Source organism: Sulfitobacter sp. R18_1 (assembly GCF_017743915.1).
Taxonomy (GTDB): Bacteria; Pseudomonadota; Alphaproteobacteria; order Rhodobacterales; family Rhodobacteraceae; genus Sulfitobacter; species Sulfitobacter faviae.
In genome coordinates this window covers 209,907-234,125 of sequence record NZ_JAGHRG010000010.1, presented here as the reverse complement: position 1 = coordinate 234,125, position 24,219 = coordinate 209,907, and the positions used below count along the sequence as shown (strand labels likewise).

Here is a 24,219-nt window from a genome sequence, read left to right as displayed (position 1 = left end):
ACCGGCGGCGATCACCATCGGCAGCGGAAAGAACTTCGATTTGAGGGCGGTTGATAAAGTCGGACATAAGGTCGGACTTATCATCGGATCGAACCCGAGATCAGACGGCCGCCGCCGGAGGTTTACGGCCTTTCAGGCAGTTTTTCAAGATAACTGCGCACTACCTCTGGGCCTATTACCTCCTTTTGACCCATATAATGTAAAAGATCTTCAGCCATTAAGCGAAAAAAACGTGCTTCAAACTCAGCGCGCAGACATTTTTTATCGGGATCAGCGTTCTTTGGGTCATAATCCATGAGAGTATATAAAGGCGCTCATGGGCGTTCTGGCAAGGTTGAATTGATCAACTGTTCTTTTGACTCAACCCACGTATGTCGCGCAGGCTTGGATTCTATTACAAAGGGATTCGATTTTATGACATATACAGCGCAGATAAGATGCATCAACAAAACCGATCGAGATAGCTCATGGGAGCGCATCACGCATGTTGGCGGCGTCAATTCAGATGGAACACGGTGGCGTCAAACCCAAGAGCAAACCATTCGTGAGATCGAAGATAGAAGTTGGGAGTTCTATGTGGAGGTTCGCGGAGATCGAGTTGATGTTGTGGTAGCCACAAGTCGCTATGGTAACAAATACATCAAGACGGTTGCGGATGGTGATCAGCCAAACAACCTTCTGAGTCTGCCTGAATGCCCCTGATGTGCTTCATGGGTGAAGCAAACCCATTGGGGTCTGTCGCCCAAGACAGCGCCTGCTGGGCTGCGTAGAGGCGGTCATAGTCGTTGCTCTGCGGGTTCTCTCGCAGGGCAGCGGATATACGATCAAGCTCGCGCTGAATAAAACTCATGGGTGTTATTATGCCCCATAGATTGTATCCGCTCAACGTTTTTGCTGCTGGGGTTAGGGTGTTATGCTTGAAGAAATTGCAATACAGTATGTTAGTCAAACGGACGACAGCCTGCGGCAGATATTTTATGGGATCACCATAGCAGGCGCTGTCGTCGCAGCTGTCCTACACAAAGGTCGCGCAGAGATCCCGCGCGCTGCCTACTTCGCTTATTCAGGAATACTATTCTTCATCGCTGCAGTATCGCAACTTATCTGGTTTGGCTCGATAGCGGCCATTACCGGAGGCTTCTTGTGGATTTTCATGCTCGTGGATGTGGTTGTCGGACTCGGCACTGGATATGCCTACGGTATGATCGCTATGGCGCGATCCCGCGACGCTTACGGTCATGCGCGGATGGCTTTTCTTGCCTTCATTCCCATCGCAAATCTCTGGCTTCTGCTCAAACCATCCAAGAGCGACTTTTCCCCGAACCGTGCGAAGATAATCTCGCTCTTGACGGGTGCCTTGGGCGTTTTGACAGGCTTCATCTTTCTCATATTGGGCTTCGTGCTGAGCGCGTTCATTCAGGTTGAGACGAACCGTATGGTATCAGATGCCGACAATGACCCTGCAATGCAGCGAGCAGGCATCGACATGATGCTGCGCGGACAGGGACTTGAGAAAACACTTCGACTGATAGCGGCTGAGGTTCCGAGCCAGCGCGTTGACGAAACGACGACCTTACTTCGAGTTTCGGGAGAAGGCAGTACTCTTCGGTACGTATACGAGGTCTCAACAAACTTGGACGCGCTGCCCTTGTCGATGCGAATTGGTCTTGTTCAGCATAATTGCATCTATGAAGGTTTGCGGCCTGTCATCGAGGCCGGTGCTATCGTCGAACACGTATATCAGCGGACTGATAATAGTGAGATAGGAGTTGTTACAGTTACACGCGAAATTTGTGGCAATTAAAGTTCAGGTCTAACCCTGAGCGGACAGGGTTAAATGATGACAAATGGCATCTTTGCTCGCGCCTTTTGTCCAACCTTGCTCAAGCCCCTCAACATGGTAGTATGGCACTAAGGCGGCGCAGGATGTGGCTGTCATAGACCCCCAGAAACAGAGGGACACTATGGCGAAGGACATCATGACGCCCAATTCACCAACGATTGAAAACATTCGAGGCAGTGCCGCTGCCCTCAAGGGTTTCCCCCAAGATGAGCCGCCCAGTGTTGCTGGTGTCACGTTGAAGTGGGATGCCTCGGTTGATGGGTTCATCTTCCCGCGGCGCCATGCAGCTAAGGTGCTGGCCGCTTTGGATGTGTCACCGAATGAGGAGGCAAGCAACCTTGAGCGTGAGATTGACGGGGCAGCAGCTCAAGTCAACGCTAACCCGTCTACCGCTCAGGCCGAGGCCGGAAATTACCGCAAGGGTCGGTTCAAGTGGAACGGTCTGGAGTTGGTTATCGAAACGGCCAAGGGTGGCGAGCGCCGCGGTATCGGGTCGGACGGTAAGGAGTGGTCTGTTCAGATGCCGGCACACTATGGGGATGTGAAGCTCACCACCGGCGCCGACGGCGATCCGCTGGACTTTTACATGGGCGATCATCCTGAGAGCGACATTGCCGTGATTGTAAACCAGGTGGATATTCAAGACGGATCCTTCGATGAGCACAAGCTGGTGCTGGGCGCGATCGACGAAGATGAGGCCCTGAAGATTTATGAAGATGGATTTTCCGATGGGAAGGGTTCGGACCGCATAGGTTCCTTCACCACGATGAACGTGGCCGCATTGAAGGAATGGATTGCCTCTGCTGACATGTCCAAGCCTACGCAGCCAGTCAAAGGGCTATCGACAGGGGGAAAGCCCACAGTGAGTGACGAGGGTCCACTCCTGGCCATGCATAAGATCGTCGACGCCATGCGAGATCAACGCCTTTGGGGAAGTGAATGCGGGCTTTTCTCTCGCGATCAGTGGCGTGAGCTCGTCAGTAAAGCGCGGCAGCGAGCAGACCTAATGGGAGAGGGCGTCGCAGGCGATAGCGCTCGACTATCAACTCGTGATCAAATGAATAGCGCGGTCGGACAGATAATCCGAGAGCAAGGTGGAGCGATCACTATCGGTCAGAAGGATTGACCTCGCCGTAGGGGGGAACCCATCGGTGTAGGCAACGCAATCCGGCGGCGATGGCAGCGCGGCCGGTTAGGGGGTTGGATCGGTTGGTTCGATGGTGCGGTCCAACCCCCACCAAAATCAATTTCCACTCAATCCGGTTTATCAGTTGGTGGCGCTATCTGTTTCGGTTTTTCGTCGGCTTCGATTTGATTCACCGTTACGTTGCGTCTTGTCGCGGTGCGAACCATCTGCACAAGATTGGCGAGCGGTTTGCCTTTTTCACCAGCTTCTTCAGCTAATGAGAGCACTTCACTTGTTGCTGCAACAAAGGTAGCGAACCTGCCTTTTTCCTTTAGGGCTTCATTCTCAGCCCTCGCCAGCCAGTATAGGACGCGGCGCTTGTGGTGGTCGTCAAATCCGGATGAGTCCGTCACCGCTCTGCGCGCGTTCGACAGGTGGTCAAGAACCAACGCCCTATCATCTCCACTCCATTTCACTTCATTGAACAAGGCCTCCTCTTCTTCATCAATGAAGTGGTTATCGAGGCTGTTTGAAAGATAGAGTTGCTGTAGGAGATCGAGCGATTTCTTCACAGTCGCTGCGCCATTGCTTATGGCTTGCCTGTGAATCTGCTCTAGTAGTTCTTCATAGTCTCCCGATTGCGCAAGCCTTCTACTAATAGCCTGAAGCGCTCGTATATAGATTACGGCTTGAGTTTTGGTCTCGGCATTTAGGGCCCCGTTTGGGTACGCGTCTGCTGCGTTCTGGAGTTCAATCAACGTAAATTGGAACGCCGAATCCGCGTCTTTGGGCAGCCTGTCAAAAAAGCTCATTTCGATGCTCCTGCAGCAGGAGTCTCTAGATCAGGATCATCATGGGGGCGGTAGGTGTTAATATTATCGATCTGGTACAAATTGACTATCCTTTAATGGGGGCTGAGTTTTTCAGAGAGAATATAGTTATGTCGGATCTCAAATATGCATTTTAGAATATGATCGGAGGATCGTCTTTGACAATCGGGCTACTACTTCCGTGGCGGGGTATCTGAGGGTTCTTTGGCCGCTTTGGGCCGCGTATCTGCGTCGGGGGAAGGTATTTTTACGGTATACTCGAACGGCGAAGCAGTATCGGGGTGGCTAACTGGATCACCTTCCCGGGGGATTTTCTGTTCCAACGACTTTATAAGAGATACGAGTGCTTGGGATGTTTCAAACCACTCCTGAGTCTGCTCCATTTCCGCTAACCTGTCGGCGGTCTGTTCAATCAACTCTGCGAGTTCTGAGAATGTCGGTAGCGCAGGGTACTTTTCTTGCAATGCGGACACGATTTCGCTGTTCATGCTGCGCCCCTCTGCATCAGCAGATTTCTTGATACGGTCACGCAGCTCAGCGGGCATTCGGACCATCGTTCCCACTGTATCGCCATCACCGATTCTGCCAGCCACCATCTTTAACTCCCTTTTTGACACTACTGTGTTTTTTTGGGTTGACGGTCAAATGATTTACTGTAGTGTCATTACTACGGTAGTTGCATAGGATCGATTATGGCAAACATACAAGGGAAAGTAGGGCAGGGGGTTGTGCCCGTGACTTTGCGTCTCCCCGTTGACCTTAGAGATGAGGTTAAAGCGCAAGCGGATGAAATGGGTCGTAGCATGAATACCCATATTCTTATGACTCTGAAGCAATCTCTATCGGCGGAAAAGCCCGCCACCGCCTAGAAACGAAAAAGACCGCTCGGGACTGCAATCCCATGTGAGCGGCCTTTGAACCCAAACTTGCTAGAAAGGATGTTCAGCAATGAATATACGCACACACACCACCAAAATCAACCGCCGTTCGTTATTCGCGGCAATCCCGGCCCTTGCAGCCACAGCTACAGTCGCCCACGCGCTTGAGGAGGCTCAAGCCCCCGCTCAGGACGAACCCATCATTGAATGGTGCGAGCAGTGGAAAGCACTGAGAGGCCACATCAACGAGACAGAGGGTGATCCGGACACTGAGTTGCTGGCCCTGCAGGAACTCGAAGAGAAGATCTGTACGGCAAAGCCCGCCTCAATGGCCGGTGCAGTGGCCCAGCTTGAACATGCCCTGGACAACTTCGGTGAGTACGTGACCGGCAACGTCTGGAAGGATTTGGACAACCAGTTGTTCAATAACCTGTTGGGCGCTCTCAAAGGAGGGCTGGTGTGATGGGTATGATTGCAAACCCTAATAGCTTCGCAAGCTTAGTAAGCGAGAACCTAAAGACCAATAGCCGTATTGTCGCTGATCGGTTCGAGAAGCGTCACGATAATGTTCAGCGCGATATCCGCCGGTTGATCGACACAAACCCAGAGTGGGGCATCCTCAATTTTGAGGAGACCCCCTATGTTGAGCCGTCCAACGGTCAAACATACCAAATGTACGAAATGACCCGCGATGGCTACTCAATGCTGGTGATGGGGTTCACGGGCAAGAAAGCGATGGATTGGAAGATAAAGTTTCTGGAAGCGTTCAGCGCGATGGAGACGAAGCTCCGCAACATGACCCAGCCGATTGCTCTCGACTTGAACGATCCATCGCAGCTGGTCCCGCTTCTTGCCAACTACGCAGAACGGACACAGATCGCGGAAGCGAAGGTTTCGGAAATGCAGCCCAAAGCGATCGCTTATGATCAGCTCGAAGCCATGAGCGGCAGCTTGTCTATTCGTCCTGCGGCAAAGGTTCTGGGCATTCCTGAGCACAAGCTGAAAACGTGGTTGCAGGTCAATCGCTGGGCATTCCGTCAGAGCGGGAAGGGACCGCTGCAAGCCTACACGGACAAGAGAAACGTGGGCTATCTCGACCACAAGCACGGTGAGTACACCAAGAGTGATGGTGAGAAGGGGATCAGCATCACATTAATGATCACGCCCAAAGGCCTGACCAAGTTGGCTAAGGTGTTCTCTGAAGGAGGTGCGTCATGAAGCGCCGCAAGTTCATGGCCGCGACTTCTGCGGTATCGCTAATGCCAATGGTTGCCAACGCCAAACAGGCGGAAGAGTTGACCCTAGGCCAGCAGGTTCAGCAGCATATGCAGGCTATCACTGACCTAATCGGGCAGGGCGCAGACGGCATCGAGATTGATGGTGTGAACTGGTTCGTATGTGAGGGACGAGCACATAGCTTCTGGGCAAGCGGCCGTTCCGGTCACAACCGAGCGAACTTCCGCCCCGACATGTTTGATGGGTGGAAGGTTACAGAGCTCAAATTCGTGGAGGCTGGATGATGGCTGTCGCAAAAAAGAACGAGGAACTTTCAATCGACGCGCTCAAGCAAGGGCGCGTCACTCTAAGGCTAATCGGCACAACGCCGTTCTACTTCAACGCAATGAGCGCCAAGGCGAAGCGATCCCTACTGATCGGTGGGGGCAAGAAAACCGCAGCCGAGCGGAAGCAATTAAAACACAATCCGGAAGAAGAGTTTCGGGACAGCGTTTATCGCCAGACCAACGGGGATACGTTGCTTTGCTTCCCTGCGCCGGGGATCAAGGCTGCAATGGCAACGGCGGCACTTGAGACGCCGGGCGTGACAAAGACAAGCGTCCAGCGCCTGATCTTCTTGCCGCAGCAAAAGGTCAACATCTGGGGAAAACCTCAGTTGAAGATGGACGTTGTTCGCAGCGCTGACATGAATCGGACGCCGGATGTTCGAACGCGGGCTTTCCTGCCCCGCTGGTGCGCTGAGGTTGATATCGCGTTCGTTACGCCGACGCTGAGCGTTCACTCTATCGTGTCGCTGTTGTCAAACGCTGGCGTTGTCTGCGGGATCGGCGACTTTCGCCAAGAAAAGGGCAAGGGTTCGTTCGGCACGTTCGCTGTATCCGGCGAGGACATGGGCGACTGGCAGGAAATGTGGGACGACATCACACAAGAAGGCCGCGATGTTCAGCAAGCCGCACTGGATGATCCCGGATTTGCGGATCAGGAAACGGCGGACCTGATGGATGTCTTGGACGAAGAACGGCTTATCCGCCAAGGGTAGGCAGCACAGACGTTCGGCGGTCTTTAAATCAGTCGTACACGGTTAGGCGGTCGAGGAGGGGTTATGTACGGACGGGCTAGGCACGTCAGGTCGAGACGGTCGAGGTGTGGAACGGAGCGGCATGTCGAGGTCCGGTATGGCGGTCAAGGTGGTCAAGGCTAGGCAAGGCGAGGCGGGCCGAGGAGATTCCCCCAACTACCAAGCCCTACCCCAAGCGGGGTAGGGCGCACCCTTCATTCAGCATCAAGGAGAAGGCAATGGCTCAATTCACATCAAAGGACCGGCAGCGTATCATTGATGAATATCTGGCGGGGACAGGCAGAAACATGTTTGTTCCCTCAGAGTTTATTGACTGGCTGGAGATTAATCCACACCACGAAGCTTATCCCTGGTTTTTTGCAAAAGACGACGCCGAGGCGGCGCGCGAATACCGCATCGGATTGGCCAGACAGATGGCAAGCGGATTGCGGATCATATCCAAGGTTCAGGTGCCAGAGAGTAAATCGGTCACCGTTCGGGTTCGGGAATATCCTGCGATGGTTTCACCAATATCGGGTCGCAAGTCTGGGGGCGGTTATGAACCGTTCCATCCTGACGATCCTGCTATGGTATCGGAGTTGCGTAAGCAGGGCGCTCAGGCGCTACGGGCGTGGCTCAACCGTTACCGAGGAGTTATGGAGGGAAGTGGGGCTAATCTATCGCAATTAGAAGAAATCGTTGACCAAATTGAATGCAGCGTGATGGATGCCGCTTAGCTTGTATTCACCGGCCGATACACCGCCGAGCGGTACGAGATCAACAACCGCCTCAAGAACCGTGAGCGAAAGATCATGGACGAGCGCAAAGAAATCCACAAAGCCGCAAGCGATGCGATTGCTGCGGGTGGTCCCATACCTGAAAAGGTGATGGATATGGTGCGTGACTTCAACAGGCGGTTCCCTGAGTATCCAATCACAGGTCAGACGATCAAGCAGTCCTTCCGAGGGCGTCAGCGGGCCAAGCAGCGCAATGAGTTCGGGATCTCGCTCAATCCTAAGCTCAACGCACGTCTGCGTTCAGAAGTGACGCAGCCCGTCTACAACTAACCTAGTCAAGACGAGGCTTATGGTGTAATTACAAGGGCAATAGACGCGCAGGACGTGCGGCAATCTAGGCGGGCTCTGACCCGCGAAACGGTTGGAACACGTCTTATGCCCGCAGCCATCACAGCCCTCACCTGTGCTACCGGCGCCCTCCTGAATGGGGAGGTTTCAGCATGATGCCCGGTTGCTACGATTGGCCGGCGCAGTATTCCGGCGATACCGCTTGGCCTTTTACACTGGTTTTCAACAAGTACGGAGAACCTACAGACCTTTCAGGGGCCGTCATTAAGATGCAGGTGCGCAATAGCCGAACCGGCGCCGTCGTGCTGGAGCTAACCAGTGCGGTTTCCGCTGGTATTGATATTACCAGCGTCACCAAAGGCGAAGCAACAATCGGAAATTATGAGGTTCCTGACGTGCCGGGGGTCCACGTTTATGATCTTCAAATCATTTTCCCCGACAATGTGGTGCGAACCTATCTGCATGGCCATTATCCTATCCACAAGCAGGTAACGACATGACTGACGCGGTGAATGTAACAATTCTGCCTTCTGGCAATCTTTCGGTAAATGTCGATCCAGTGGGCAAGAGCGACAAAATGGCCCAACTTGCTCAGGATTGGGCTGAGAAAGAGACGCCCCCTGCTGGTCCTGACACCATGAGTTCCCGTACGGGTGCCGAAGTAAGCGTGTTCGCGGCTCTTGCGGCCAAGGAATTTATGGAGGAAGCAGAAGACTACGCTGGAAGCTATGACGCGCAAGCACTTGCGGACGCTGTAGAGATTACAACGCGGGATCGGCTGCAAACGGGTCTTGATCGGAAGCAGACAGGGCTGGATGCTGGTTCCGCTGCAGGGTCCGCGCAAACTGCATCCCTTGCGGCACAAGCGGTTGGCGCGCAATTTTTTTCCTCCCTTGTTGCCGGTGAATCCAGAACGTCGGACGGTGACGTGTTCTTGGTTCAAAACGAACCGGGAACGGCAGTTTTTGAGAATATTTCTGGAAATGGTGTGTTTCTGGGGTGGCTGGGGGAGCTGCTATTTTATGATGTACCCACCGCTCTAGCATCCACACAAACTGGGTTTGAAACGGGGCAAATCCTACGAACTCGGAAGGAGGGAGCCGCTTTTGAAGTGGCTGACCCAGCCACACCAATCGTTGATGGGTATCCGCTTTTGACAGCGGGTGAAGTGAAACTACGCGTTTTGAGCGTAAATAATGCGCTTTCCTTTGGCCCCAACGCTGACGGTATAACAGACGATACAGCAGCCTTCAAAATCATTGAAGCCGCAGGGACCGGTCCTGTTGATCTTGGCGGGCGGTCCTACGCGCTCACGTCCTACGGCCAGGACACATCGGACGGCATCCAGCTAAAACGCGACTACCGGAACGGCACGTTGCTGATGGATGGCCGGGAAATCGTCTTTGACAGCGTAGAGGGTGCGGCACGGTCGGCGTCGGCTGCGCCACGGCTCCTGACTCCCTCTACAACAAAGAAGCTCGCGCTCACTCAGATTGACAGCGACAACTTTGAAATCTGGCGTCCGCTCGGCGGGAAGAATTGGGCGCACTATTACCTTGGACGCAGCACCTCCGGCATCCCGTTCAATTGGGAGCAGACGTGGCTTGAACAGCTATTGGCTTTCAAAACGGCAGAGGAAAGTGGCGTAACCTATGCGTCTACCGTGCCTAACTGGCAATCGGGCGAAGCTGTGACTGCCGGGGATACTCGCTACAATGACGGCATTGTTTATTCCGCGACCACAAGTGGAACAACAGGCGGTACGCCACCAACCCATTTGAGCGGTTCTGTCAGTGATGGTGGCGTCGATTGGGAGTGGGACAGAACGGCTGATTTGAAAATCAGTTCAGGTTCAGCGACCCTGTATGTTAACGGACGGGCAAGGCGTATCAATGATATTGGTGGGAGTGTCGAAATCACATTCACCGGCGGCGGCGATCTGTACGTTATTTTCTATGCGAGGTCGGACAGCGGCCACATTGGGGTCGCGCTGGACGGCGGGACTGAATATCTCGCGCTGCCTGATGATGGCTCTGGGAATAAGTATTTCGACGCTTATAGCGTTCCTTCTGAACCCAAGAAGATCGTCAAAGTGGCGTCGGGCGTTCCTGATGGTGTTCACACGATAGTTCTCAGCTCGCTACCTGGCAAAAACGCAGCCAGTTCTGGCAACCGGCTTTGGTTTAATGCGATTGGATGGGACGGCGATGCCACTGGACCTTGGCTTCAAAGTACAGATGCGGCCACATGGACGACGGGCGAAGCTGTGCTAGAAAACGAGTGGCGAAAGTATGGCGGCAATTACTACATCGCCGATGTAGCAGGAACCACTGGCGCAACAGCGCCCACGCACACCAGCGGATCAATCAGCGATGGGGGCGTGACTTGGACATATCGAACCTTCACGCGTGAATATTCCAGCTATGGGTTGCCGCGCCAGCGTCTGCAAGGCGCAGGTTCCCAGCTTGAATATGCCTATCAAATCAAGCCAGCAGGCGCGACGACCAAAGAGGACGTGGGCGGCGCAGCGCACGGCAATGAGGCTCAAACGTCTTATTCTTGGTATTCAGATAGCGGTCTAATTTCGCCTGTTGAAGGCGGTTGGCTTATTGGGAACAGCTTCACGATCAAGGAAGTGATTGAGGCGACACACTCGGAAATTGGCGGGGGCTCAACAGTCGTTGTTGATACGGTTCTGCGCCGGTCTTTCGCAGCGCCTTTCGTTGAGGTGGGTCATAGGCATACGCTCAATATGGCGATGGAGGTGGGCTGGTTCTACGCTGCATTGTGGGCTTTGCTGCATTACAACTCAGCGTCCGGGGCTTACAAGTTCTCCCTCAAAGAAATGTGGTCCCCCTGTGATGGTTCGCGCTTTGCGTCTGATTACTACTATGACGCCATGGCACCGACATACGAAGACGACAGCACAGGCATGACAAAGGACTATGTGCAGGTCGGATATGGCCCTGCCTATGTTCCTGATGGCACTCTTGGCTACCCCGGTGATGGCCCGACCGGGCTACAATTTGCGGCATGGCTGCAAGTTGATGGCAGCGGCGTCGAGAACTGGAACGGTAATAGCCGAACCTTCTGCTCCAAATCCATGAACATGAGCAACAAAAACCCTAATGATGACCCCGCATCTTCGATGATCTGCAAGATGTATTTCATGCGGCACGATGGGGTGGAACCTACTTCCTATGAGGCTGGTGATGTCATTGAGTGCAAGGCGCGTTACGGGCTGGCGGTTGAAGTAGTCTAACCCGATATTCCCAAACGTGGTTAAACAATCTATACTTATATTCATAGACGCGCAGGACGTGCGGCAATAAAAGCGGGAACTGGCCCGCTCTAAGGTTGGAAACGTCCCATGCCCGAGAAGCACACTCTTGAAGTTACCACCAAACGCGGCAACGTCGATGCAATGCGCCTTCTCATGGATCAGTTTAAGCCTTTGGCTGTCCAAGAGGCTACTGATCAAGCAGAAGCTGCATTTCGAAGTGCAGAGCAAGCTGCAATCAGTGCAGACCAAGCAAGTAGCGTGGTCCCGTCACTCAAAGAGGACATTCAGTCTATTGCTGAAAGATCATCGCCTAGAACGGCTCTTGTAGATCCGAAGGCAGTAGTCGCAAAGCCCGTCACCACCAACAAGTGGAACCCCGAAGTCAGCGATGTTGTTAACGGCGGCGATTCTGCGCCTTCCATTGGCACAACAACGGCAAACCAACTGCACCGCCTTCGCGGGAACACGACCGGAGTGTTGAGCGCGCAAAACTCGTCTTCGCTGTGGTCCTTCTGGGCCTCTCGGAAAAGCCCAATGCTTGAGCCGTCTACGGAGTACACCATTTCTTGCCACGGTGCGCCTTTGGGGGCTTATTTCTACACCAATGGATACTTACAATTTTTTAACGCTGATGGGTCTTTGCACAGCTATATCACCTCTGGCTTTACGGTAAGCCCGGCAGGCTATCCTCGTGAGATTACGTTTACGACCCCCGCCGCCCCCGTTTCTATTGCTCCGAATATGCGCAACGTGACAGACTTTAGTGCGTCAATCCCGGTAACCGAGGAGCATGTGGACATTGTATCTTCGGCAGTAATGATAAACGAGGGCGATACCGCCTTGCCATTTGCTCCGTACAGCGATGGCACGTTCTCGCCGTCTTCTAGTATTTTTGAAGCCATCTCAGATGAAGAAATGACTTTCGCCATGCAGGGCGATTATACTTATTTCAAAACTGGCTATCAGCAGAGCGCAGGCTCTACCCTATTGTCTCGCGTCAAGTATGGCTATGGGGCCGACCCTGATCGTATTGGGACTTCAAACGGCACTATCGACACTCAAGGGCATAGAATCGTTGATGAAGAAATTCCACGACTTGGTTTAATCGCCGCATTTAACCAATCAGAAGACGTTATCCTGCATGGGACTGACGAGGGGGCACCAAGCAAAGTTAACAGCATGTACATAGGTGGGTCTGGCCACTCTACGATTGGCTATATGCTAACTATGGCCGGTCACGGAAAAACTGAGGCTGACGTGGGTTCTCTTTGGTCCGATGGGGTGGACAACCATGTTCTAGTACGCGTGAAATCGTCCAGTGAAGTGCTATTTATCCGCATGTACACAGGCTCGGATGATAAGTGGACGATCAGCACAGCGGCCCCCGCAAGCCTGACACTGACACACGTTTCAGGGGCAACGAACACTGCTGATTTTGCAGCTACAGATTCCGTACAGAGCCAAGGCGGATGCCCTGTAGTGAGAAACTACACTTCGCAAGCCACAGTGGACGGGGTTGCGGTGGCAGACGATGGAGAGAAGAGCGCCACTGCCGTATCCCTCTCCGAATATTACGAGGTGATCAACGCAGCCAAGCAGCTTGATTATCTAATCGCAAATGTTGGGGCAACCCCGGTAGATTATCTGGACACTTCGATTGATACTCAGTTTTCAATGTACAATGAACACACGTTTTTTGCTGCTGGGGGCATGGCAGGACGTTCAGCGATGGGTGTTAAAAATGCGTTCCGGCGTGGTCTTAATGTTGACTATACCGGTTTTTTCCAGCGCCAACGCCTTACCTTAACTGGTGATTACGTTGCGGGCGCTGGCACAGAAACAGCCACAGTTCATCTGTACGTTCCTGACATGGCCTCAACAGTTGCTGGGTATGACTTCCAGTCTATGGCAGATATTACCGATAACACTACAGAGGTGCGTATCCCGCGCATGTCCTGCGCAGACCCGAATGACCCAGCATCGCATTTCTGTATGGTCGGCAAGGATGCGGGCGGGAATGTCGTGGCAAATATGTTGATCGGTTATGACCGGACCTATGGACTAGGCGTACCGGCGACGAGGGCGGCAAGCGTCAATGATGTGATGTTCTTTAGCAGCGCCGAAAAACTCTACCCCATTGCCATTGACGAGGCGGCAGGAGATGCGGCGGCGGGCGACTTGTTGGAGGCTGGCTGGTTTGTTGTGCCTTTCGCGCCAGACCCTACGGGCGATCTAACCATTCCCGGCATCATTGTTGAGATTGGCAATCGGACATTCTGCTACATCACCGCGCATCAGACGCTTGCGAATAAGAGCGTTTCGATTACCGGTTACAATGGGCGGGCGGTTTCAATCATCAAGGACCATGCCAACGTCACGATCCACGATGACTATGTTTCAGCGGGCGCGGTCGAAATCTCCGTGGCTTCCGGCTATGGCGATGTGGTTTTAGAGCTGATCTGAGGTAGTACAACCTCCTTGCGGTCAATGTGCGCACAGGGGGAATGGAGGGCAAATGAACGCACTAGACGCATTCCGGCTGATGTTCGGCACGGAGCCAACCTCAACGCAACGCAGGCAAGCGAACGACTACGGCGGGCTGCATAATCCTGCCGTTATCGACGGGCTGGGGGCGCAGGCGGATCGCTTGCTTGACCAGATCGAGGCGCAATGCGGCATCCGGTTTCAGCGGCCCGTTGTAGCTGGGCTGGTGGAGCTGCGCGAGGATGTGACGCCGCGCACAGATGATTACGTCCTGCGATCTTGTTTCGGTCGGGAGGTGGCCGCTCAACTGTTGGCCGCTGATGTCCCTCGCCAGGATGATCTTGCAGCTATGTATCGCGCAGTTTTGCAGCGTGAACCCGACGATGGCGGCTATACCTACTATCGCGGCAAGCTGGATCGCGGAGAAATGACGCTCGGAGCGCTATGTGACGAACTTTACTACAACCGCGACGACGACTTTGAACGGCGCGGCCTCACTGTTCCGACGAATTATTGAGACGAACACCAGATAAGAGAAGCGATCTAGGCAAAACGCCAAATCTGGGGTAAATATCTACATATCGACGCGCAGGACGTGCGGCAATCAGATCGGGCTAGGCCCGTGGGCAGATTGGAAAGCGCGTCCACCGATGAACCCCATCGACATACCACAACTGGCCGAACAATATGGCCCCTTCATCGCCCTTCTGGTGGCGGTGATCGTCGCGTTGGGGTGGACGATCCGCGCGCTATGGAAGCGGCTCAACGAGCAGATCGACGCCCGCTTCACCGATCACAAGCAGCATTCAAGCCAGATGGCTGAGAACACCAAGACGCTCGACCAAGCCCTCCGGTTCATTGAGGGGAGTGGCCGTGGTTAAGTTTTGGAAGACGCTAAGGGGCAAGCCTACGCCGCCATCCCGTGAAGAAGTGGATTCCGTGCAGGCGCGGGAGGTCAGTGAGGCCGCCCGCCAGCGTCTCGAACGGGCAATCAAGTATCGCAAGAGAGAAGTGAACGGCCTTGTGGAAGGGGTCTTACCGAAACGAGGTGTTGAACCGTGACGATTTTGATTTGGGCAAACGTGGTGACGGCGATCATCGCCTTTCTGCTGATGGGACTGGTGACTATCGGATTCGCCCCACACCTGCGGCTCCGGCTGAAGGACCACGACGCTAACAGCCTCATGAGCGCGTTCGTTGCGCTGACATCCAGCTTGGTCTGGGTTCGCCTTCTTTGGTGGTCCCTGCTGCGCCCCCTTGCCGGAGCTTGGGAGTGGTTGCCGCCCGGTATTTTCACCCTCTCGGGGCAGGCGATCAACACCGGCTTCAACCTCTGGGCAATCGCCGCGGCACTGGCCGCCCTGGGGGCGCTCTACCGCAGCCTGCCATTGCCCGAGCGAGATCATTACAACTGGCTGACCGTGCCGTTCTATCCGCGCCGTTTCAGCATCGTATGGAGATGGTAGGATGAAACGTATCGCGATTGTGATTGGCCATAACGCAGGCGCGCAGGGCGCTGTCCGCTGCACTGACGGACGCACGGAATACGACTGGAATAGTGACCTTGCGAAGATGATCGAGGCGCACGATTCGGCTCACATCAAGGTATTCCGGCGCAAGCCCGGGGGCGGGTACAGTACCGAGATCGATCGGGTGTATGCCGAGGTCGACGCATGGGGCGCCGATGTGAGCGTTGAGCTCCATTTCAACGGGTCGACTAATCCCGCGGCAAACGGGTGTCTGATGCTGTCCAGCGGGACAAGTGGATCCCGCGCTCTGGCTGCAAGTGTGCAGAAGGCATGTGTCGCGGCCCTGGGGAACAAGGATCGCGGGGTTCGCTTCGTCGGCAAGGGGGATCGCGGCGGCCGTTCTCTCTGGGCCGGTCGCGCCCCGGCAATCCTGACCGAGCCATACTTCGGGTCGAACAAAGCGGAGTGCGAAGCCGCAGACGCGCGCAAGGCCGCTCTGGCTAAGGCCATCTACGACGGGGCCCGGGCTTGATGCACGATCTGGTCCTCATAGCCGTAACCTTGGCTGTGGTGGCCGTGACGTGGTGGGCGCTGCGGTGATCTCCCGTCTGGGGTCATACGCGCTTATCGCGGCGCTGGTGGCTTGTTTGGGGCTTGCCGCTGCTCTCTGGTGGCAGGCAGGCGACCTACAGCGCCTAGAGGATGAGAACGCGCGCCTGACGCGCAACGCCAACGTGATACGCGGCCAGATCGAGCAAGCCCGCCAATCCGCCGCCGTGGCCGCCGCCCATGCACAACGAGAACGCCGCCTGAACGTCGAAGCCTCGAAAACCATAGAGGCCATCCAAACCATGAAACTGGGAGATTGCGCCGATGCGCCCCTGGATCCTGCCCTTATCGATCTTCTTAGCCGCCGGGATGTGCGACCCGAAGATTGAGTATGTGCCCGTGAAACCGGAAGTGCCGGCTGATCTGCTGGTGCAGGTGCCTATCTCTGACCGGCGCGCGGAAACCTACCGCGATCTGGCGGTGCTGGCCACCGAGCATCTGAACAGCGCCCAGCTTGCAAACGCCAAGATCGGGGCGATTGCCGAGGTGCTTGGGCCGCAGTGAGGCTCCATGCCCGCTTTGCATGAGCCCTGCGGTCATGTATGCGCTCACCGGTCTATACAGGTGGAGCGCAGGCGTTGGACAATCAGCTATTCAGGGCAGGGGTCACGCATATCGAGGTGACATGCTGGTCCTGCGGCCACAGCGTCACGCTCAATCCCGGAGACGTGCCCGAAGGTATCACCGACTACGATTTCGAGAAGCGGGCCACCTGCAAGTGCGGCACCGGGTGGCCCTATGTAGTCAAGTTTCCGAAGAAGAAGCCGCTGACGATGTAGGCGGGTTATTTGCGGGCCGCGTTCTGCGCAAGCATGGCGGGCCAGATTGCCACTCGGATTGTGAATTGCAGCGCGGCTGGATCCATCGTCAGTGGCGTGGCCTGCGCAACCCCCAATCCGATTAGAAGGTATAGTGCGAGGAATAGGCGCTTCATGTTCCCTCCCGAGGTTAGATGGACTGCGGCGCGAAGCGCTCGATCCGGCGGTCCAAAATCGCCAAGTAGATAATCATGGCGTTGTGCTGTTCCTCCAGCAGATCGCGGTCGAGAATGTCGACCGCCTTGAAGGCGTCGGAGACAATGAACGCTTCCAGCTTCACGCACTTGTCGGCTAGTTCGGCGCGCTCGGCGAGGACTCGTTCTTCATGGGGTTGCAGGGGCATTGCTGTTCCTTTCGGGCGCTATGATCAAGCGGCGCTTGAGTAACGGAAACGGGTCGATTTGTTACTCAAGATGATTTGAGTAAAGTAAACTATGATCAATAGGGGTATTTTATGTTTCAAGCTTTTGTGTTGGTAGTGTTGTTCCCTTACGGTGCAGTGACAATTGGAGAATACTCTTCTCTTGAGAAATGCCGCGAAGCCGGTGCATCGGCGGTAGTTTTCTCAGGGTCAACCGAGGATAGGTATCCAAAAACGTGGCCCCATAGCACGCCAGATTTTTCCTGCGTCCCCGCGCCGTAAAATGCGATCCATTATGTTTTTTCCACGCAGAACGTCCACCCTCCCAGTTTCACGAGTCGTTCACGCAATGTCTCTGTGAGTGGTCTGGTGTTAACATCTTGATAAGAAGGTATTTCCGAAGAATTCAAAATCCCCCGCCGCGAGGCGTGCCGGTTCGAGTCCGGCCTTGGGTACCACCTTTTCCAGAAGGTTTTCCGCATATTCGTATGAACGATCCCGCTGCTCTGCGCCGCCTAAGCCCGTTCATCCTTCGCGCCAAAAACCTGCGATCACCTCCTGCGCCACCTTATTCTGCACCGTAAAATCAGTGTCTCCCGCGCCGCCGCCTTTGGGGTCGGTGAACCAACGCCAGATCCAGACGTCTTGAATCCCACGGGCCTCAAGGGCGCGGAGCCAGCGATCCAGCACCTCGGCCTGAAGCGCCATATCGGCGGGGGCGGCGCGTTCTTCGGCGCTTTCCCATGGGCGGGCGGTCGCGCCCTCGGCGGAGCGGAGGCCGATTTCCGCGATCCAGATGGGTTTTGCATATTTTCGCGCCACGGCGGCGACCCGGTCCAATTCTGCGGCGATGGCGCGGTCCCAATCGGTCGGCGCGTCCGGGGCGCCTAGAACGGGGTAGAGGGATACCGCCACGGCATCCAGTTCGGGCCAGAAGGCGATCTTCTCGGCCTCGTCGGCGCCATGGGCGACATAGGTGAGTTTTCCGCTGAAAAGCGCGCGTAGCTCGGCGATGGTGTCGCCCCATTGCGCCGCCCCCGATACGCCGCGCAATTCGGTGCCGAGGACAAGCACGTCGGCGACGTTGCGCTCTGCTGTGAACGCGATGGCGCGTAGAACCTCTGCGTAGGCGGCGTGCCATGCGTCTGCGCTGTCCGGCTCCGGCGCAATCGCGCCGGCCCAACTTTCGGGCACCCAGACATGCGGTTTGACGATGGCGGCCAGCCCGGCGGCGTGCAGCTGCGCGATCCCGGCGGCGATCCTGTCATGGGGCAGCGCATCTCCCATAACGATGGCGCTGGAGCTGGGCGAAGGCTGCCATAGGAAGGGGATCACCGTCGCCGCCGTCGCGCCCGTGTCACGCAGCCGCGCGATGCTTTGGGCGGCGGCGGAGCTGCCGAAGGGGGCGTTCGGCGTCTCGATCAGGTTGAACCCGCGTAGGATGCCACCCGCCTCTCGCGAAAACGCCACTGTCGCAGTCAAAGCGGTAGAGCCGAGGGCCAAGAGAAGCGTGCGACGGTCGATCATGGGGCTAGGGTAGGGTGACTTCCGCGGCCGCACAACGGCGCGCTTGCGAAGATGCTTGGCCTTTCGGGCGCTGCCGCGAGCTGAATAACGCCAATTTCGCGCAATATTGGCGGGCTTTCGTCTGCCGGACCCGCGCAGAGCCCAGTGACAATTCCCTTTCCCCGGTCGGCCCAAGCGCGTAGGCAGCGCCTACCTTGGAAAACGAGACATATCATGGCGCAGAATGCCACCATCTACAAAGTCGAGCTTTCGGTCTCGGACATGGATCGTCATTATTACGAGACCCATAAGCTGACCATCGCCAAACATCCTTCGGAAACCGATGAGCGCCTGATGGTGCGGCTGGTGGCCTTTGCCCTTAACGCTCATGAGCATCTGGAGATGACCAAGGGCCTCTCTACGGATGATGAGCCGGACATCTGGCAGAAGAGTCTGAGCGGCGAGTTGGACGTTTGGATCACGCTCGGCTTGCCGAGTGAGAAGGTCCTGCGCCAGTCCTGCAACAAGGCGGCGAAGGTCGTGGTCTACCCCTATGGCGGCAAAACGGCAGAGGTCTGGTGGGATAAGGTCAAGAACGGTACCACCCGTTTTGACAATCTCGAAGTGGTCAACCTGCCCGAGGCCGACACGAAAGCGCTGGCCGATCTGGCAAACCGCGCGATGAAGCTTCAGGTGATGATCCAAGACGGCGAGGTGGCGGTCAATCTGGAAGAGGCGCTGGTCACACTAACGCTTAATCGATGGAAAAGCGCGGCCTGATTCATACTGCGGGCGCGGCAGGGAACAATTCACCTGCCGCGCTCGATTTACGCTGTTTGTTTGCGTTGCAGGGCCGCGATGACATAGCCGATCACCATGGCCATCCCGACATGTCCGACAAAGGATGACTGCGTGTAAGCCCCAAATCCCATCATAAAGCTACGCCCGATCAGTGGTGCCAGAAGCCCCTGTGCGACAAACCAAAGCACAAGACCCGACAGCGCCCCTGACAGCACTAGGCCCAGCCGCGTCAAGCGATGCGCGAGCCAGACCGTGGCTGAAAAGCCTGCGATGCCAATGGCGATATGCAGCACAAACCCAAACCAATAGGGCAGGGTAACCCCGATAAGCTTAGCGATTGCTACGACAAGGTTCGCCGGGGCGAGTGCGACGCCAAAAAGGAGAGGGGACAACAGCCAAGCATAAAGCTCAAAGGCGATTTCACCGGCAAGCCCTGCCAGTGCGAGGGTGCGAAGGGTCTGAGTGAGGGGCATGGGGGCGGTTCTCTTGAAGAAGGACAGCACATTTCGACCACCCGCAGCCAATCAGGCGATGGGGCAGATATCTGTCGGCCATGGAAGGGAGAATGGGCGCGCTACGTCCGCGCGAAGGCGAAAAAAGGCGCGCCGCAATCGGGCGCGCCTTTTGATTTAAACGTCCAGCGTCTTGTCGCCGCGTTTCCATGCCAGCGGCTGGAAAACCTCATCCACCGGGGTTTCGGCAACGTGGTTGACGTAGTTGGAGATGGTTTTCTGTGCCATGCCGAGGATCACGTCCAGCACCGCGCGGTGGCCATAGCCTGCGTCGAAAAACGCCTGCATCTGCGCGTCGGAAACGAAGCCGCGGTTGCGCACCATTTGCACGGTAAAGGTCCGCAGTGCTTCGAGTTTCGGCGTCGGCAGGGCCGTCTCATTGCGCAGCGCGTCGCTGATCTCGTCCGAGACTTTCATCATCTTGGCGATGCCGGTGTGGGCGGGCACGCAGTAATGGCACTCGTTCTCTACGTTGATCGACTGCCAAACCACGGTCAGCTCTTCGGCGTCGAAATCCGTCTCGGTGAAAAGCTTGTGCAGCACCTGATAGCCTTCATAGGCCTGCGGGCTTTCGGCCAGCACCTTGTGCAGACCCGGCAGGCGGCCAAAGGCCTTTTGCGATTCATCCAGCAGCGGCTTGGAGGCTTCGGGCGCGGTGTTTTGGTCGTGGGACGGGAATGTCATGGTTTCTACCTTTGTAAATCGTCGATATCCGTCATTTAGGCTTTCTTGAGCGGTCACTCAAGTATATATTTGAGTGACCGTTCAACATATGGTGATCACATGCCCCGCAAACCGAACCACGACCGAGCCGAGTTGATTGACCGCGCCCGCGATCTGTTCTGGCGTCAGGGCTGGGCGGGCACGTCGCTGAAAGACCTCGAAGCGGTGCTGAAGATGAAGCCCGGCAGTTTCTACGCGGCCTTCGGGTCAAAAGAGGCGCTGTTTGAAATCGCTTTGGACAAATATGCCGAGGATGGTGCTGGGCGCTTGGCCGAATTGGTCGCGGAACATGGTCCGATGGCGGCGCTGAAACGCTATCCCGAATTGGCGATCTGCCGCGAGGAGGCTCCGGCCAAAGCCTGCATGCTGTCCAAAACCTTGCTGGAGTTGCAGGCCCATGGCCACCCGTTGGCGAAACGGGCCAGCGCGCATCTTATGGGGATGGAAGAGCAATTCGCGGCGCTTTTCGCGCAGATGCAGCGAGACGGGGAAATCGGCGCGGCGCATGATCCAAAGGCGCTGGCCCGGCGTTATCAGAGCGATCTTTTGGGCCTGCGCGTCTCGGCCGAGCGGGAGGGGATCGACGCCCATGCCATCGCCCGCGAAATCGCCGAAGGGCTGGAGCGGTTGTAGCGCCAGCGGGCGCTATTCGATCTGCTCTTCCAGCATCGTGGTGATCTTGCGCCGTTGAAAGACATTGCGGATCTGATGCGCCATGATCCGCTCCGGCACGAAATAGGGTTTGCCGTCTTTCCATTCCGCCCGGAACTCATGGCGCGCGGCGATCAGCCTTGTGGTATGCCCATCTGCGGCAGCGACCGTGAGGTCCATCTGCCGGACCTTGTCAAAAAGCCCCTCGGTCCCAATCCGCGTCTCGGCCCGGCGCAACAGGTCGAGGAAGCTGCCGATGTCGATGAAATCGCCGCTCTTGATCGGCCCTTGATTGGTGCGGGTCAGGGGGTTCTCTACATCGTTCAGTGCCACTTCTTCGCGTTCGGTGACCTTGACGTGGTAGGTTTTGTCATCCGTCACCACCCGCGCCATGACTTCGAGCAGGTAAATCGGCTCGGCCCCCATATTTGTCACGAAACAATGGGCATTCTCATCCCGCGCGATCGATCGGTTGATCAAAATCACCGGCTGTCGCTGCCGCCGGAAGTTGAGCCATAGGATATGCAGATAGGCGAGCCAGACCACTGCCGTAAAAAGGCTCACCGCCACTTGCAACGTGCCGGAATTCTCTGCGATCCAATCGAGCATCCTATCTCTTCCTTACCAAGCCTGCGGGGGTCGCGAGATTAACGCACGGGGCGGCGCTTCGTTGCACAGAGATTGGCGGGGCGGGGTTGACCGGGCGGTATTATATCAATAATTCGAGATATATGGATAATGAAAACGCCCTCCAAGCCTTCGCTGCCTTGGGTCAGCCGACCCGGCTGGATGTCTTTCGCCTGCTGATCAAAGCGGGCGGTAAAGGCATGTCGGCGGGCGAGATCGGCACCGCGCTTGATGTGCGGCAGAATACGATGTCGGCCAACCTCTCGGTACTGGCCCGCGCGGGGCTGATCCGCAGCAAGCGCGAAGGGCGCAGCATCCGATATTTCGCCGATATGAACGGGCTGCGCGCGCTGTTGGGCTTTCTCTTGGAAGACTGCTGCGGCGGCCAGCCTGAACTGTGCCAACCGCTGCTGGATGAGCTGACCTGCTGCTAACCCCCGAACCCCCAACACGAGAGACCGCCATGACCGATACCGCTGATCCCGCAACCGCTGGCCTTGGGGCCTTTGAACGCTGGCTCTCGCTCTGGGTGGCGCTGGCCATCGGGGCGGGGCTTTTACTGGGCAATCTCTTTCCCGGCATCTTTGGCGCGCTGGCGGCGCTCGAAGTTGCTTCGGTCAACCTGCCGGTGGCGGTGCTGATCTGGGCCATGGTCTTTCCAATGATGGTCGGCGTCGATTTTGGCGCGTTGCGGCAGGTGGGGGACAAGCCCAAAGGGCTGGTGGTGACGCTGGTGGTCAACTGGCTGATCAAACCCTTCACCATGGCTGCGCTTGGGGTGCTGTTCTTCAATCATGTCTTCGCCGGGCTGATCCCACCCGATGATGCGCAGGCCTATCTGGCGGGGGTGATCCTCTTGGGGGCCGCGCCCTGTACCGCCATGGTCTTTGTCTGGTCCAACCTCACCCGCGGCGACGCGACCTATACGCTGGTGCAGGTCAGCGTGAACGATGTGATCATGGTCTTCGCCTTCGCGCCGATCGTGGCTTTCCTCTTGGGCGTGACCGACATCACCGTGCCTTGGGACACGCTGCTGATCTCGGTCGGCCTCTACGTCATGTTGCCGCTGCTGGCAGGCTACCTCACCCGCGGGCGGTTGGTGGCCAAGGGCGGTGAGGCGGCGGTCGACGCTTTTAAGGCTCGGGTGCAGCCCTTTGCCATCATGGGGCTTCTGCTGACGGTCGTGCTGCTCTTTGGCTTTCAGGGCGAGGTGATCCTCGACCGTCCGCTCGTCATCGCGCTGATCGCCGTGCCGCTGTTGCTGCAATCCTACGGCATCTTCTTCATCGCCTATGGTGCTGCGCGGGCTTGGGGCATCCCCTTCAACGTGGCCGCCCCCTGCGCGCTGATCGGCACGTCGAATTTCTTTGAACTGGCGGTCGCCGTGGCGATCAGCCTTTTTGGGCTGGGGTCAGGCGCGGCCTTGGCCACCGTCGTGGGCGTCTTGGTCGAAGTGCCGGTCATGCTCTCCCTCGTGGGCTTTGCCAACCGCACGCAGCACTGGTTCCCCGCCGCCAAGTGAACCACGCCCGCTAACCCTCTGCCGCCTAAGGAAATTCCCGTGACCGATACGCCGAACATCCAAGAAGACCACTTCAACCCCATCGACGAGGCCCGCCTCCTGCCGCATAAGCGCGCCACCCACGGCCCGCGCATTCTGCTGCTCTACGGCTCGCTTCGCCCGCGGTCCTTCAGCCGCCTGATGACCGAAGAGGCCGCCCGCATCCTCACCCGTCTCGGGGCCGAGACGCGGACTTTCAATCCCACGGGCCTGCCGCTGCCCGACGATGCCGCGCCTGAGCATCCCAAGGTACAGGAACTGCGCGATCTGGTGTCATGGTCCGAAGGCATGGTCTGGTGTTCGCCCGAACGCCACGGCGCGATGACGGGGATCATGAAGACCCAGATCGACTGGATCCCCCTGTCGCTCGGCGGGGTGCGTCCGACCCAAGGCAAGACATTGGCCGTGATGCAGGTCAGCGGCGGCTCGCAAAGTTTCAACGCGGTGAACCAACTGCGCATTTTGGGCCGTTGGATGCGGCTGCTGACCATCCCCAACCAATCCTCGACCCCCAAAGCTTTTCTGGAGTTTGACGAGGATGACCGGATGAAACCCTCACCCTTCTATGACCGCGTGGTCGATGTGATGGAGGAGTTGGTGAAATTCACCCTGCTGACCCGCGACAATAAGGACTATCTGCTCGACCGTTATAGCGAGCGGAAGGAAAGCGCTGAGGAACTGTCGAAGCGGGTCAATCAAAAGGCGATCTGACCGCCAAAATGCAAACGGCAGGGCCAATCTTGGCCCTGCCGCATCATG

At 56.5% G+C, this 24,219-nt stretch carries 32 protein-coding genes; 25 read left to right on the top strand and 7 right to left on the bottom strand.

All coding sequences use genetic code 11. The features are described 5' to 3' along the window. The 4 genes from J7392_RS19165 to J7392_RS19150 form a co-directional block, all read left to right on the top strand. A partial coding sequence (locus J7392_RS19165; protein WP_209218954.1) for a hypothetical protein occupies positions 1–298 on the top strand: 298 nt, incomplete at its 5' end. Positions 299–414: 116 nt separating this feature from the next. Beyond that, positions 415–702, top strand: a complete 288-nt coding sequence (locus tag J7392_RS19160; RefSeq protein ID WP_209218953.1) for a DUF3892 domain-containing protein — start codon at positions 415–417, stop codon at positions 700–702. 211 nt (positions 703–913) lie between these two features. Then, positions 914–1,804, top strand: coding sequence for a hypothetical protein (locus tag J7392_RS19155; protein ID WP_209218952.1), 891 nt, complete (start codon positions 914–916; stop codon positions 1,802–1,804). Positions 1,805–1,964: 160 nt separating this feature from the next. Further along, a complete protein-coding gene (locus J7392_RS19150; protein ID WP_209218951.1) occupies positions 1,965–2,969 on the top strand; it encodes a hypothetical protein in 1,005 nt (334 codons plus the stop codon). A 128-nt stretch (positions 2,970–3,097) separates the two neighbouring features. Here the strand turns inward: J7392_RS19150 and J7392_RS19145 are convergent, their stop codons facing one another. Both J7392_RS19145 and J7392_RS19140 read right to left on the bottom strand, forming a co-directional pair. Beyond that, positions 3,098–3,781, bottom strand: coding sequence for a hypothetical protein (locus tag J7392_RS19145; protein WP_209218950.1), 684 nt, complete (start codon positions 3,779–3,781; stop codon positions 3,098–3,100). A 191-nt stretch (positions 3,782–3,972) separates the two neighbouring features. Beyond that, a complete protein-coding gene (locus J7392_RS19140) occupies positions 3,973–4,395 on the bottom strand; it encodes an Arc family DNA-binding protein (protein WP_209218949.1) in 423 nt (140 codons plus the stop codon). A 352-nt stretch (positions 4,396–4,747) separates the two neighbouring features. On the opposite strand from J7392_RS19140, the gene J7392_RS19130 reads away from it, so the two are divergent. The 16 genes from J7392_RS19130 (at position 4,748) to J7392_RS19055 (ending at position 16,679) form a co-directional block, all read left to right on the top strand. Further along, a complete protein-coding gene (locus J7392_RS19130) occupies positions 4,748–5,140 on the top strand; it encodes a hypothetical protein (RefSeq protein WP_209218947.1) in 393 nt (130 codons plus the stop codon). Next, positions 5,140–5,895 carry a phage regulatory protein/antirepressor Ant gene (locus tag J7392_RS19125; protein WP_247744664.1) on the top strand — a complete coding sequence of 252 codons (756 nt, stop codon included), beginning with the start codon at positions 5,140–5,142 and terminating at the stop codon, positions 5,893–5,895. Before J7392_RS19130 ends, J7392_RS19125 begins: the two co-directional genes overlap by 1 nt. Further along, a complete protein-coding gene (locus J7392_RS19120) occupies positions 5,892–6,197 on the top strand; it encodes a hypothetical protein (RefSeq protein ID WP_209218945.1) in 306 nt (101 codons plus the stop codon). Before J7392_RS19125 ends, J7392_RS19120 begins: the two co-directional genes overlap by 4 nt. Next, positions 6,194–6,952, top strand: a complete 759-nt coding sequence (locus J7392_RS19115; protein WP_209218944.1) for a hypothetical protein — start codon at positions 6,194–6,196, stop codon at positions 6,950–6,952. Before J7392_RS19120 ends, J7392_RS19115 begins: the two co-directional genes overlap by 4 nt. A gap of 257 nt (positions 6,953–7,209) precedes the next feature. Then, on the top strand, positions 7,210–7,707 hold the full coding sequence (locus tag J7392_RS19110; RefSeq protein WP_209218943.1) for a hypothetical protein: 498 nt from the start codon (positions 7,210–7,212) through the stop codon (positions 7,705–7,707). Positions 7,708–7,782: 75 nt separating this feature from the next. Next, positions 7,783–8,037, top strand: a complete 255-nt coding sequence (locus tag J7392_RS19105; RefSeq protein ID WP_209218942.1) for a hypothetical protein — start codon at positions 7,783–7,785, stop codon at positions 8,035–8,037. Positions 8,038–8,207: 170 nt separating this feature from the next. Beyond that, complete coding sequence (locus J7392_RS19100; protein ID WP_209218941.1) at positions 8,208–8,555, top strand: hypothetical protein; 348 nt, start codon at positions 8,208–8,210, stop codon at positions 8,553–8,555. Further along, complete coding sequence (locus J7392_RS19095; protein WP_209218940.1) at positions 8,552–11,317, top strand: hypothetical protein; 2,766 nt, start codon at positions 8,552–8,554, stop codon at positions 11,315–11,317. Before J7392_RS19100 ends, J7392_RS19095 begins: the two co-directional genes overlap by 4 nt. Before the next feature lie 108 nt (positions 11,318–11,425). Then, positions 11,426–13,801, top strand: coding sequence for a hypothetical protein (locus J7392_RS19090; RefSeq protein ID WP_209218937.1), 2,376 nt, complete (start codon positions 11,426–11,428; stop codon positions 13,799–13,801). Positions 13,802–13,853: 52 nt separating this feature from the next. After that, positions 13,854–14,339 (top strand): DUF4214 domain-containing protein, encoded by a 486-nt coding sequence (locus tag J7392_RS19085; RefSeq protein ID WP_209218936.1) that lies wholly within the window; start codon positions 13,854–13,856, stop codon positions 14,337–14,339. A 133-nt stretch (positions 14,340–14,472) separates the two neighbouring features. Beyond that, on the top strand, positions 14,473–14,703 hold the full coding sequence (locus J7392_RS19080; RefSeq protein ID WP_209218935.1) for a hypothetical protein: 231 nt from the start codon (positions 14,473–14,475) through the stop codon (positions 14,701–14,703). Between the two features lie 177 nt (positions 14,704–14,880). Further along, positions 14,881–15,288, top strand: coding sequence for a hypothetical protein (locus J7392_RS19075; RefSeq protein ID WP_209218934.1), 408 nt, complete (start codon positions 14,881–14,883; stop codon positions 15,286–15,288). A 1-nt stretch (position 15,289) separates the two neighbouring features. Beyond that, positions 15,290–15,823 (top strand): N-acetylmuramoyl-L-alanine amidase, encoded by a 534-nt coding sequence (locus J7392_RS19070; RefSeq protein WP_209218933.1) that lies wholly within the window; start codon positions 15,290–15,292, stop codon positions 15,821–15,823. 49 nt (positions 15,824–15,872) lie between these two features. Further along, the gene (locus J7392_RS19065; RefSeq protein WP_209218932.1) at positions 15,873–16,229 is read left to right on the top strand and encodes a hypothetical protein; all 357 of its coding nucleotides are present in this window, start codon (positions 15,873–15,875) and stop codon (positions 16,227–16,229) included. A 4-nt stretch (positions 16,230–16,233) separates the two neighbouring features. Next, positions 16,234–16,404, top strand: a complete 171-nt coding sequence (locus J7392_RS19060; RefSeq protein ID WP_348540713.1) for a hypothetical protein — start codon at positions 16,234–16,236, stop codon at positions 16,402–16,404. 74 nt (positions 16,405–16,478) lie between these two features. Continuing rightward, complete coding sequence (locus J7392_RS19055; RefSeq protein ID WP_209218930.1) at positions 16,479–16,679, top strand: hypothetical protein; 201 nt, start codon at positions 16,479–16,481, stop codon at positions 16,677–16,679. 169 nt (positions 16,680–16,848) lie between these two features. Here J7392_RS19055 and J7392_RS19050 read toward each other — a convergent pair whose 3' ends face one another. Further along, positions 16,849–17,061, bottom strand: a complete 213-nt coding sequence (locus tag J7392_RS19050; protein WP_209218929.1) for a hypothetical protein — start codon at positions 17,059–17,061, stop codon at positions 16,849–16,851. A 543-nt stretch (positions 17,062–17,604) separates the two neighbouring features. Further along, entirely contained in the window at positions 17,605–18,606 is a 1,002-nt protein-coding gene (locus tag J7392_RS19045; RefSeq protein ID WP_209218928.1) for a hypothetical protein, read from the bottom strand. Positions 18,607–18,819: 213 nt separating this feature from the next. On the opposite strand from J7392_RS19045, the gene J7392_RS19040 reads away from it, so the two are divergent. Continuing rightward, on the top strand, positions 18,820–19,365 hold the full coding sequence (locus tag J7392_RS19040) for a YaeQ family protein (RefSeq protein WP_209218927.1): 546 nt from the start codon (positions 18,820–18,822) through the stop codon (positions 19,363–19,365). A gap of 47 nt (positions 19,366–19,412) precedes the next feature. On the opposite strand, the gene J7392_RS19035 is transcribed toward J7392_RS19040, so the two are convergent. Continuing rightward, positions 19,413–19,859, bottom strand: a complete 447-nt coding sequence (locus tag J7392_RS19035) for a hypothetical protein (protein WP_209218926.1) — start codon at positions 19,857–19,859, stop codon at positions 19,413–19,415. 156 nt (positions 19,860–20,015) lie between these two features. Continuing rightward, entirely contained in the window at positions 20,016–20,582 is a 567-nt protein-coding gene (locus J7392_RS19030) for a carboxymuconolactone decarboxylase family protein (RefSeq protein WP_209218925.1), read from the bottom strand. A gap of 99 nt (positions 20,583–20,681) precedes the next feature. Between J7392_RS19030 and J7392_RS19025 the strand changes: the two genes are divergently transcribed. Then, on the top strand, positions 20,682–21,254 hold the full coding sequence (locus J7392_RS19025; RefSeq protein WP_209218924.1) for a TetR/AcrR family transcriptional regulator: 573 nt from the start codon (positions 20,682–20,684) through the stop codon (positions 21,252–21,254). A gap of 12 nt (positions 21,255–21,266) precedes the next feature. Here J7392_RS19025 and J7392_RS19020 read toward each other — a convergent pair whose 3' ends face one another. Beyond that, positions 21,267–21,881: a hypothetical protein gene (locus tag J7392_RS19020; RefSeq protein WP_067268345.1), complete on the bottom strand. Its 615-nt coding sequence runs from the start codon at positions 21,879–21,881 to the stop codon at positions 21,267–21,269. Positions 21,882–22,003: 122 nt separating this feature from the next. Here J7392_RS19020 and J7392_RS19015 point away from each other — a divergent pair, with 122 nt between their 5' ends. From J7392_RS19015 to arsH, 3 genes are read left to right on the top strand one after another with little or no spacing between them, the layout of a single operon-like run. Further along, positions 22,004–22,333 (top strand): helix-turn-helix transcriptional regulator, encoded by a 330-nt coding sequence (locus J7392_RS19015; RefSeq protein ID WP_209218923.1) that lies wholly within the window; start codon positions 22,004–22,006, stop codon positions 22,331–22,333. 29 nt (positions 22,334–22,362) lie between these two features. Beyond that, the gene (arsB, locus tag J7392_RS19010; protein ID WP_209218922.1) at positions 22,363–23,421 is read left to right on the top strand and encodes an ACR3 family arsenite efflux transporter; all 1,059 of its coding nucleotides are present in this window, start codon (positions 22,363–22,365) and stop codon (positions 23,419–23,421) included. A gap of 39 nt (positions 23,422–23,460) precedes the next feature. Beyond that, entirely contained in the window at positions 23,461–24,171 is a 711-nt protein-coding gene (gene arsH, locus J7392_RS19005) for an arsenical resistance protein ArsH (RefSeq protein ID WP_209218921.1), read from the top strand. Positions 24,172–24,219: the final 48 nt, after the last annotated feature.

Coding starts and splice junctions, on each gene's coding strand:
- J7392_RS19160 (WP_209218953.1), top strand. CDS start 415: ATGACATATACAGCGCAGATAAGATGCATCAACAAAACCGATCGAGAT.
- J7392_RS19155 (WP_209218952.1), top strand. CDS start 914: ATGCTTGAAGAAATTGCAATACAGTATGTTAGTCAAACGGACGACAGC.
- J7392_RS19150 (WP_209218951.1), top strand. CDS start 1,965: ATGGCGAAGGACATCATGACGCCCAATTCACCAACGATTGAAAACATT.
- J7392_RS19145 (WP_209218950.1), bottom strand. CDS start 3,781: ATGAGCTTTTTTGACAGGCTGCCCAAAGACGCGGATTCGGCGTTCCAA.
- J7392_RS19140 (WP_209218949.1), bottom strand. CDS start 4,395: ATGGTGGCTGGCAGAATCGGTGATGGCGATACAGTGGGAACGATGGTC.
- J7392_RS19130 (WP_209218947.1), top strand. CDS start 4,748: ATGAATATACGCACACACACCACCAAAATCAACCGCCGTTCGTTATTC.
- J7392_RS19125 (WP_247744664.1), top strand. CDS start 5,140: ATGGGTATGATTGCAAACCCTAATAGCTTCGCAAGCTTAGTAAGCGAG.
- J7392_RS19120 (WP_209218945.1), top strand. CDS start 5,892: ATGAAGCGCCGCAAGTTCATGGCCGCGACTTCTGCGGTATCGCTAATG.
- J7392_RS19115 (WP_209218944.1), top strand. CDS start 6,194: ATGATGGCTGTCGCAAAAAAGAACGAGGAACTTTCAATCGACGCGCTC.
- J7392_RS19110 (WP_209218943.1), top strand. CDS start 7,210: ATGGCTCAATTCACATCAAAGGACCGGCAGCGTATCATTGATGAATAT.
- J7392_RS19105 (WP_209218942.1), top strand. CDS start 7,783: ATGGACGAGCGCAAAGAAATCCACAAAGCCGCAAGCGATGCGATTGCT.
- J7392_RS19100 (WP_209218941.1), top strand. CDS start 8,208: ATGATGCCCGGTTGCTACGATTGGCCGGCGCAGTATTCCGGCGATACC.
- J7392_RS19095 (WP_209218940.1), top strand. CDS start 8,552: ATGACTGACGCGGTGAATGTAACAATTCTGCCTTCTGGCAATCTTTCG.
- J7392_RS19090 (WP_209218937.1), top strand. CDS start 11,426: ATGCCCGAGAAGCACACTCTTGAAGTTACCACCAAACGCGGCAACGTC.
- J7392_RS19085 (WP_209218936.1), top strand. CDS start 13,854: ATGAACGCACTAGACGCATTCCGGCTGATGTTCGGCACGGAGCCAACC.
- J7392_RS19080 (WP_209218935.1), top strand. CDS start 14,473: ATGAACCCCATCGACATACCACAACTGGCCGAACAATATGGCCCCTTC.
- J7392_RS19070 (WP_209218933.1), top strand. CDS start 15,290: ATGAAACGTATCGCGATTGTGATTGGCCATAACGCAGGCGCGCAGGGC.
- J7392_RS19050 (WP_209218929.1), bottom strand. CDS start 17,061: ATGCCCCTGCAACCCCATGAAGAACGAGTCCTCGCCGAGCGCGCCGAA.
- J7392_RS19045 (WP_209218928.1), bottom strand. CDS start 18,606: ATGATCGACCGTCGCACGCTTCTCTTGGCCCTCGGCTCTACCGCTTTG.
- J7392_RS19040 (WP_209218927.1), top strand. CDS start 18,820: ATGGCGCAGAATGCCACCATCTACAAAGTCGAGCTTTCGGTCTCGGAC.
- J7392_RS19035 (WP_209218926.1), bottom strand. CDS start 19,859: ATGCCCCTCACTCAGACCCTTCGCACCCTCGCACTGGCAGGGCTTGCC.
- J7392_RS19030 (WP_209218925.1), bottom strand. CDS start 20,582: ATGACATTCCCGTCCCACGACCAAAACACCGCGCCCGAAGCCTCCAAG.
- J7392_RS19025 (WP_209218924.1), top strand. CDS start 20,682: ATGCCCCGCAAACCGAACCACGACCGAGCCGAGTTGATTGACCGCGCC.
- J7392_RS19020 (WP_067268345.1), bottom strand. CDS start 21,881: ATGCTCGATTGGATCGCAGAGAATTCCGGCACGTTGCAAGTGGCGGTG.
- J7392_RS19015 (WP_209218923.1), top strand. CDS start 22,004: ATGGATAATGAAAACGCCCTCCAAGCCTTCGCTGCCTTGGGTCAGCCG.
- arsB (WP_209218922.1), top strand. CDS start 22,363: ATGACCGATACCGCTGATCCCGCAACCGCTGGCCTTGGGGCCTTTGAA.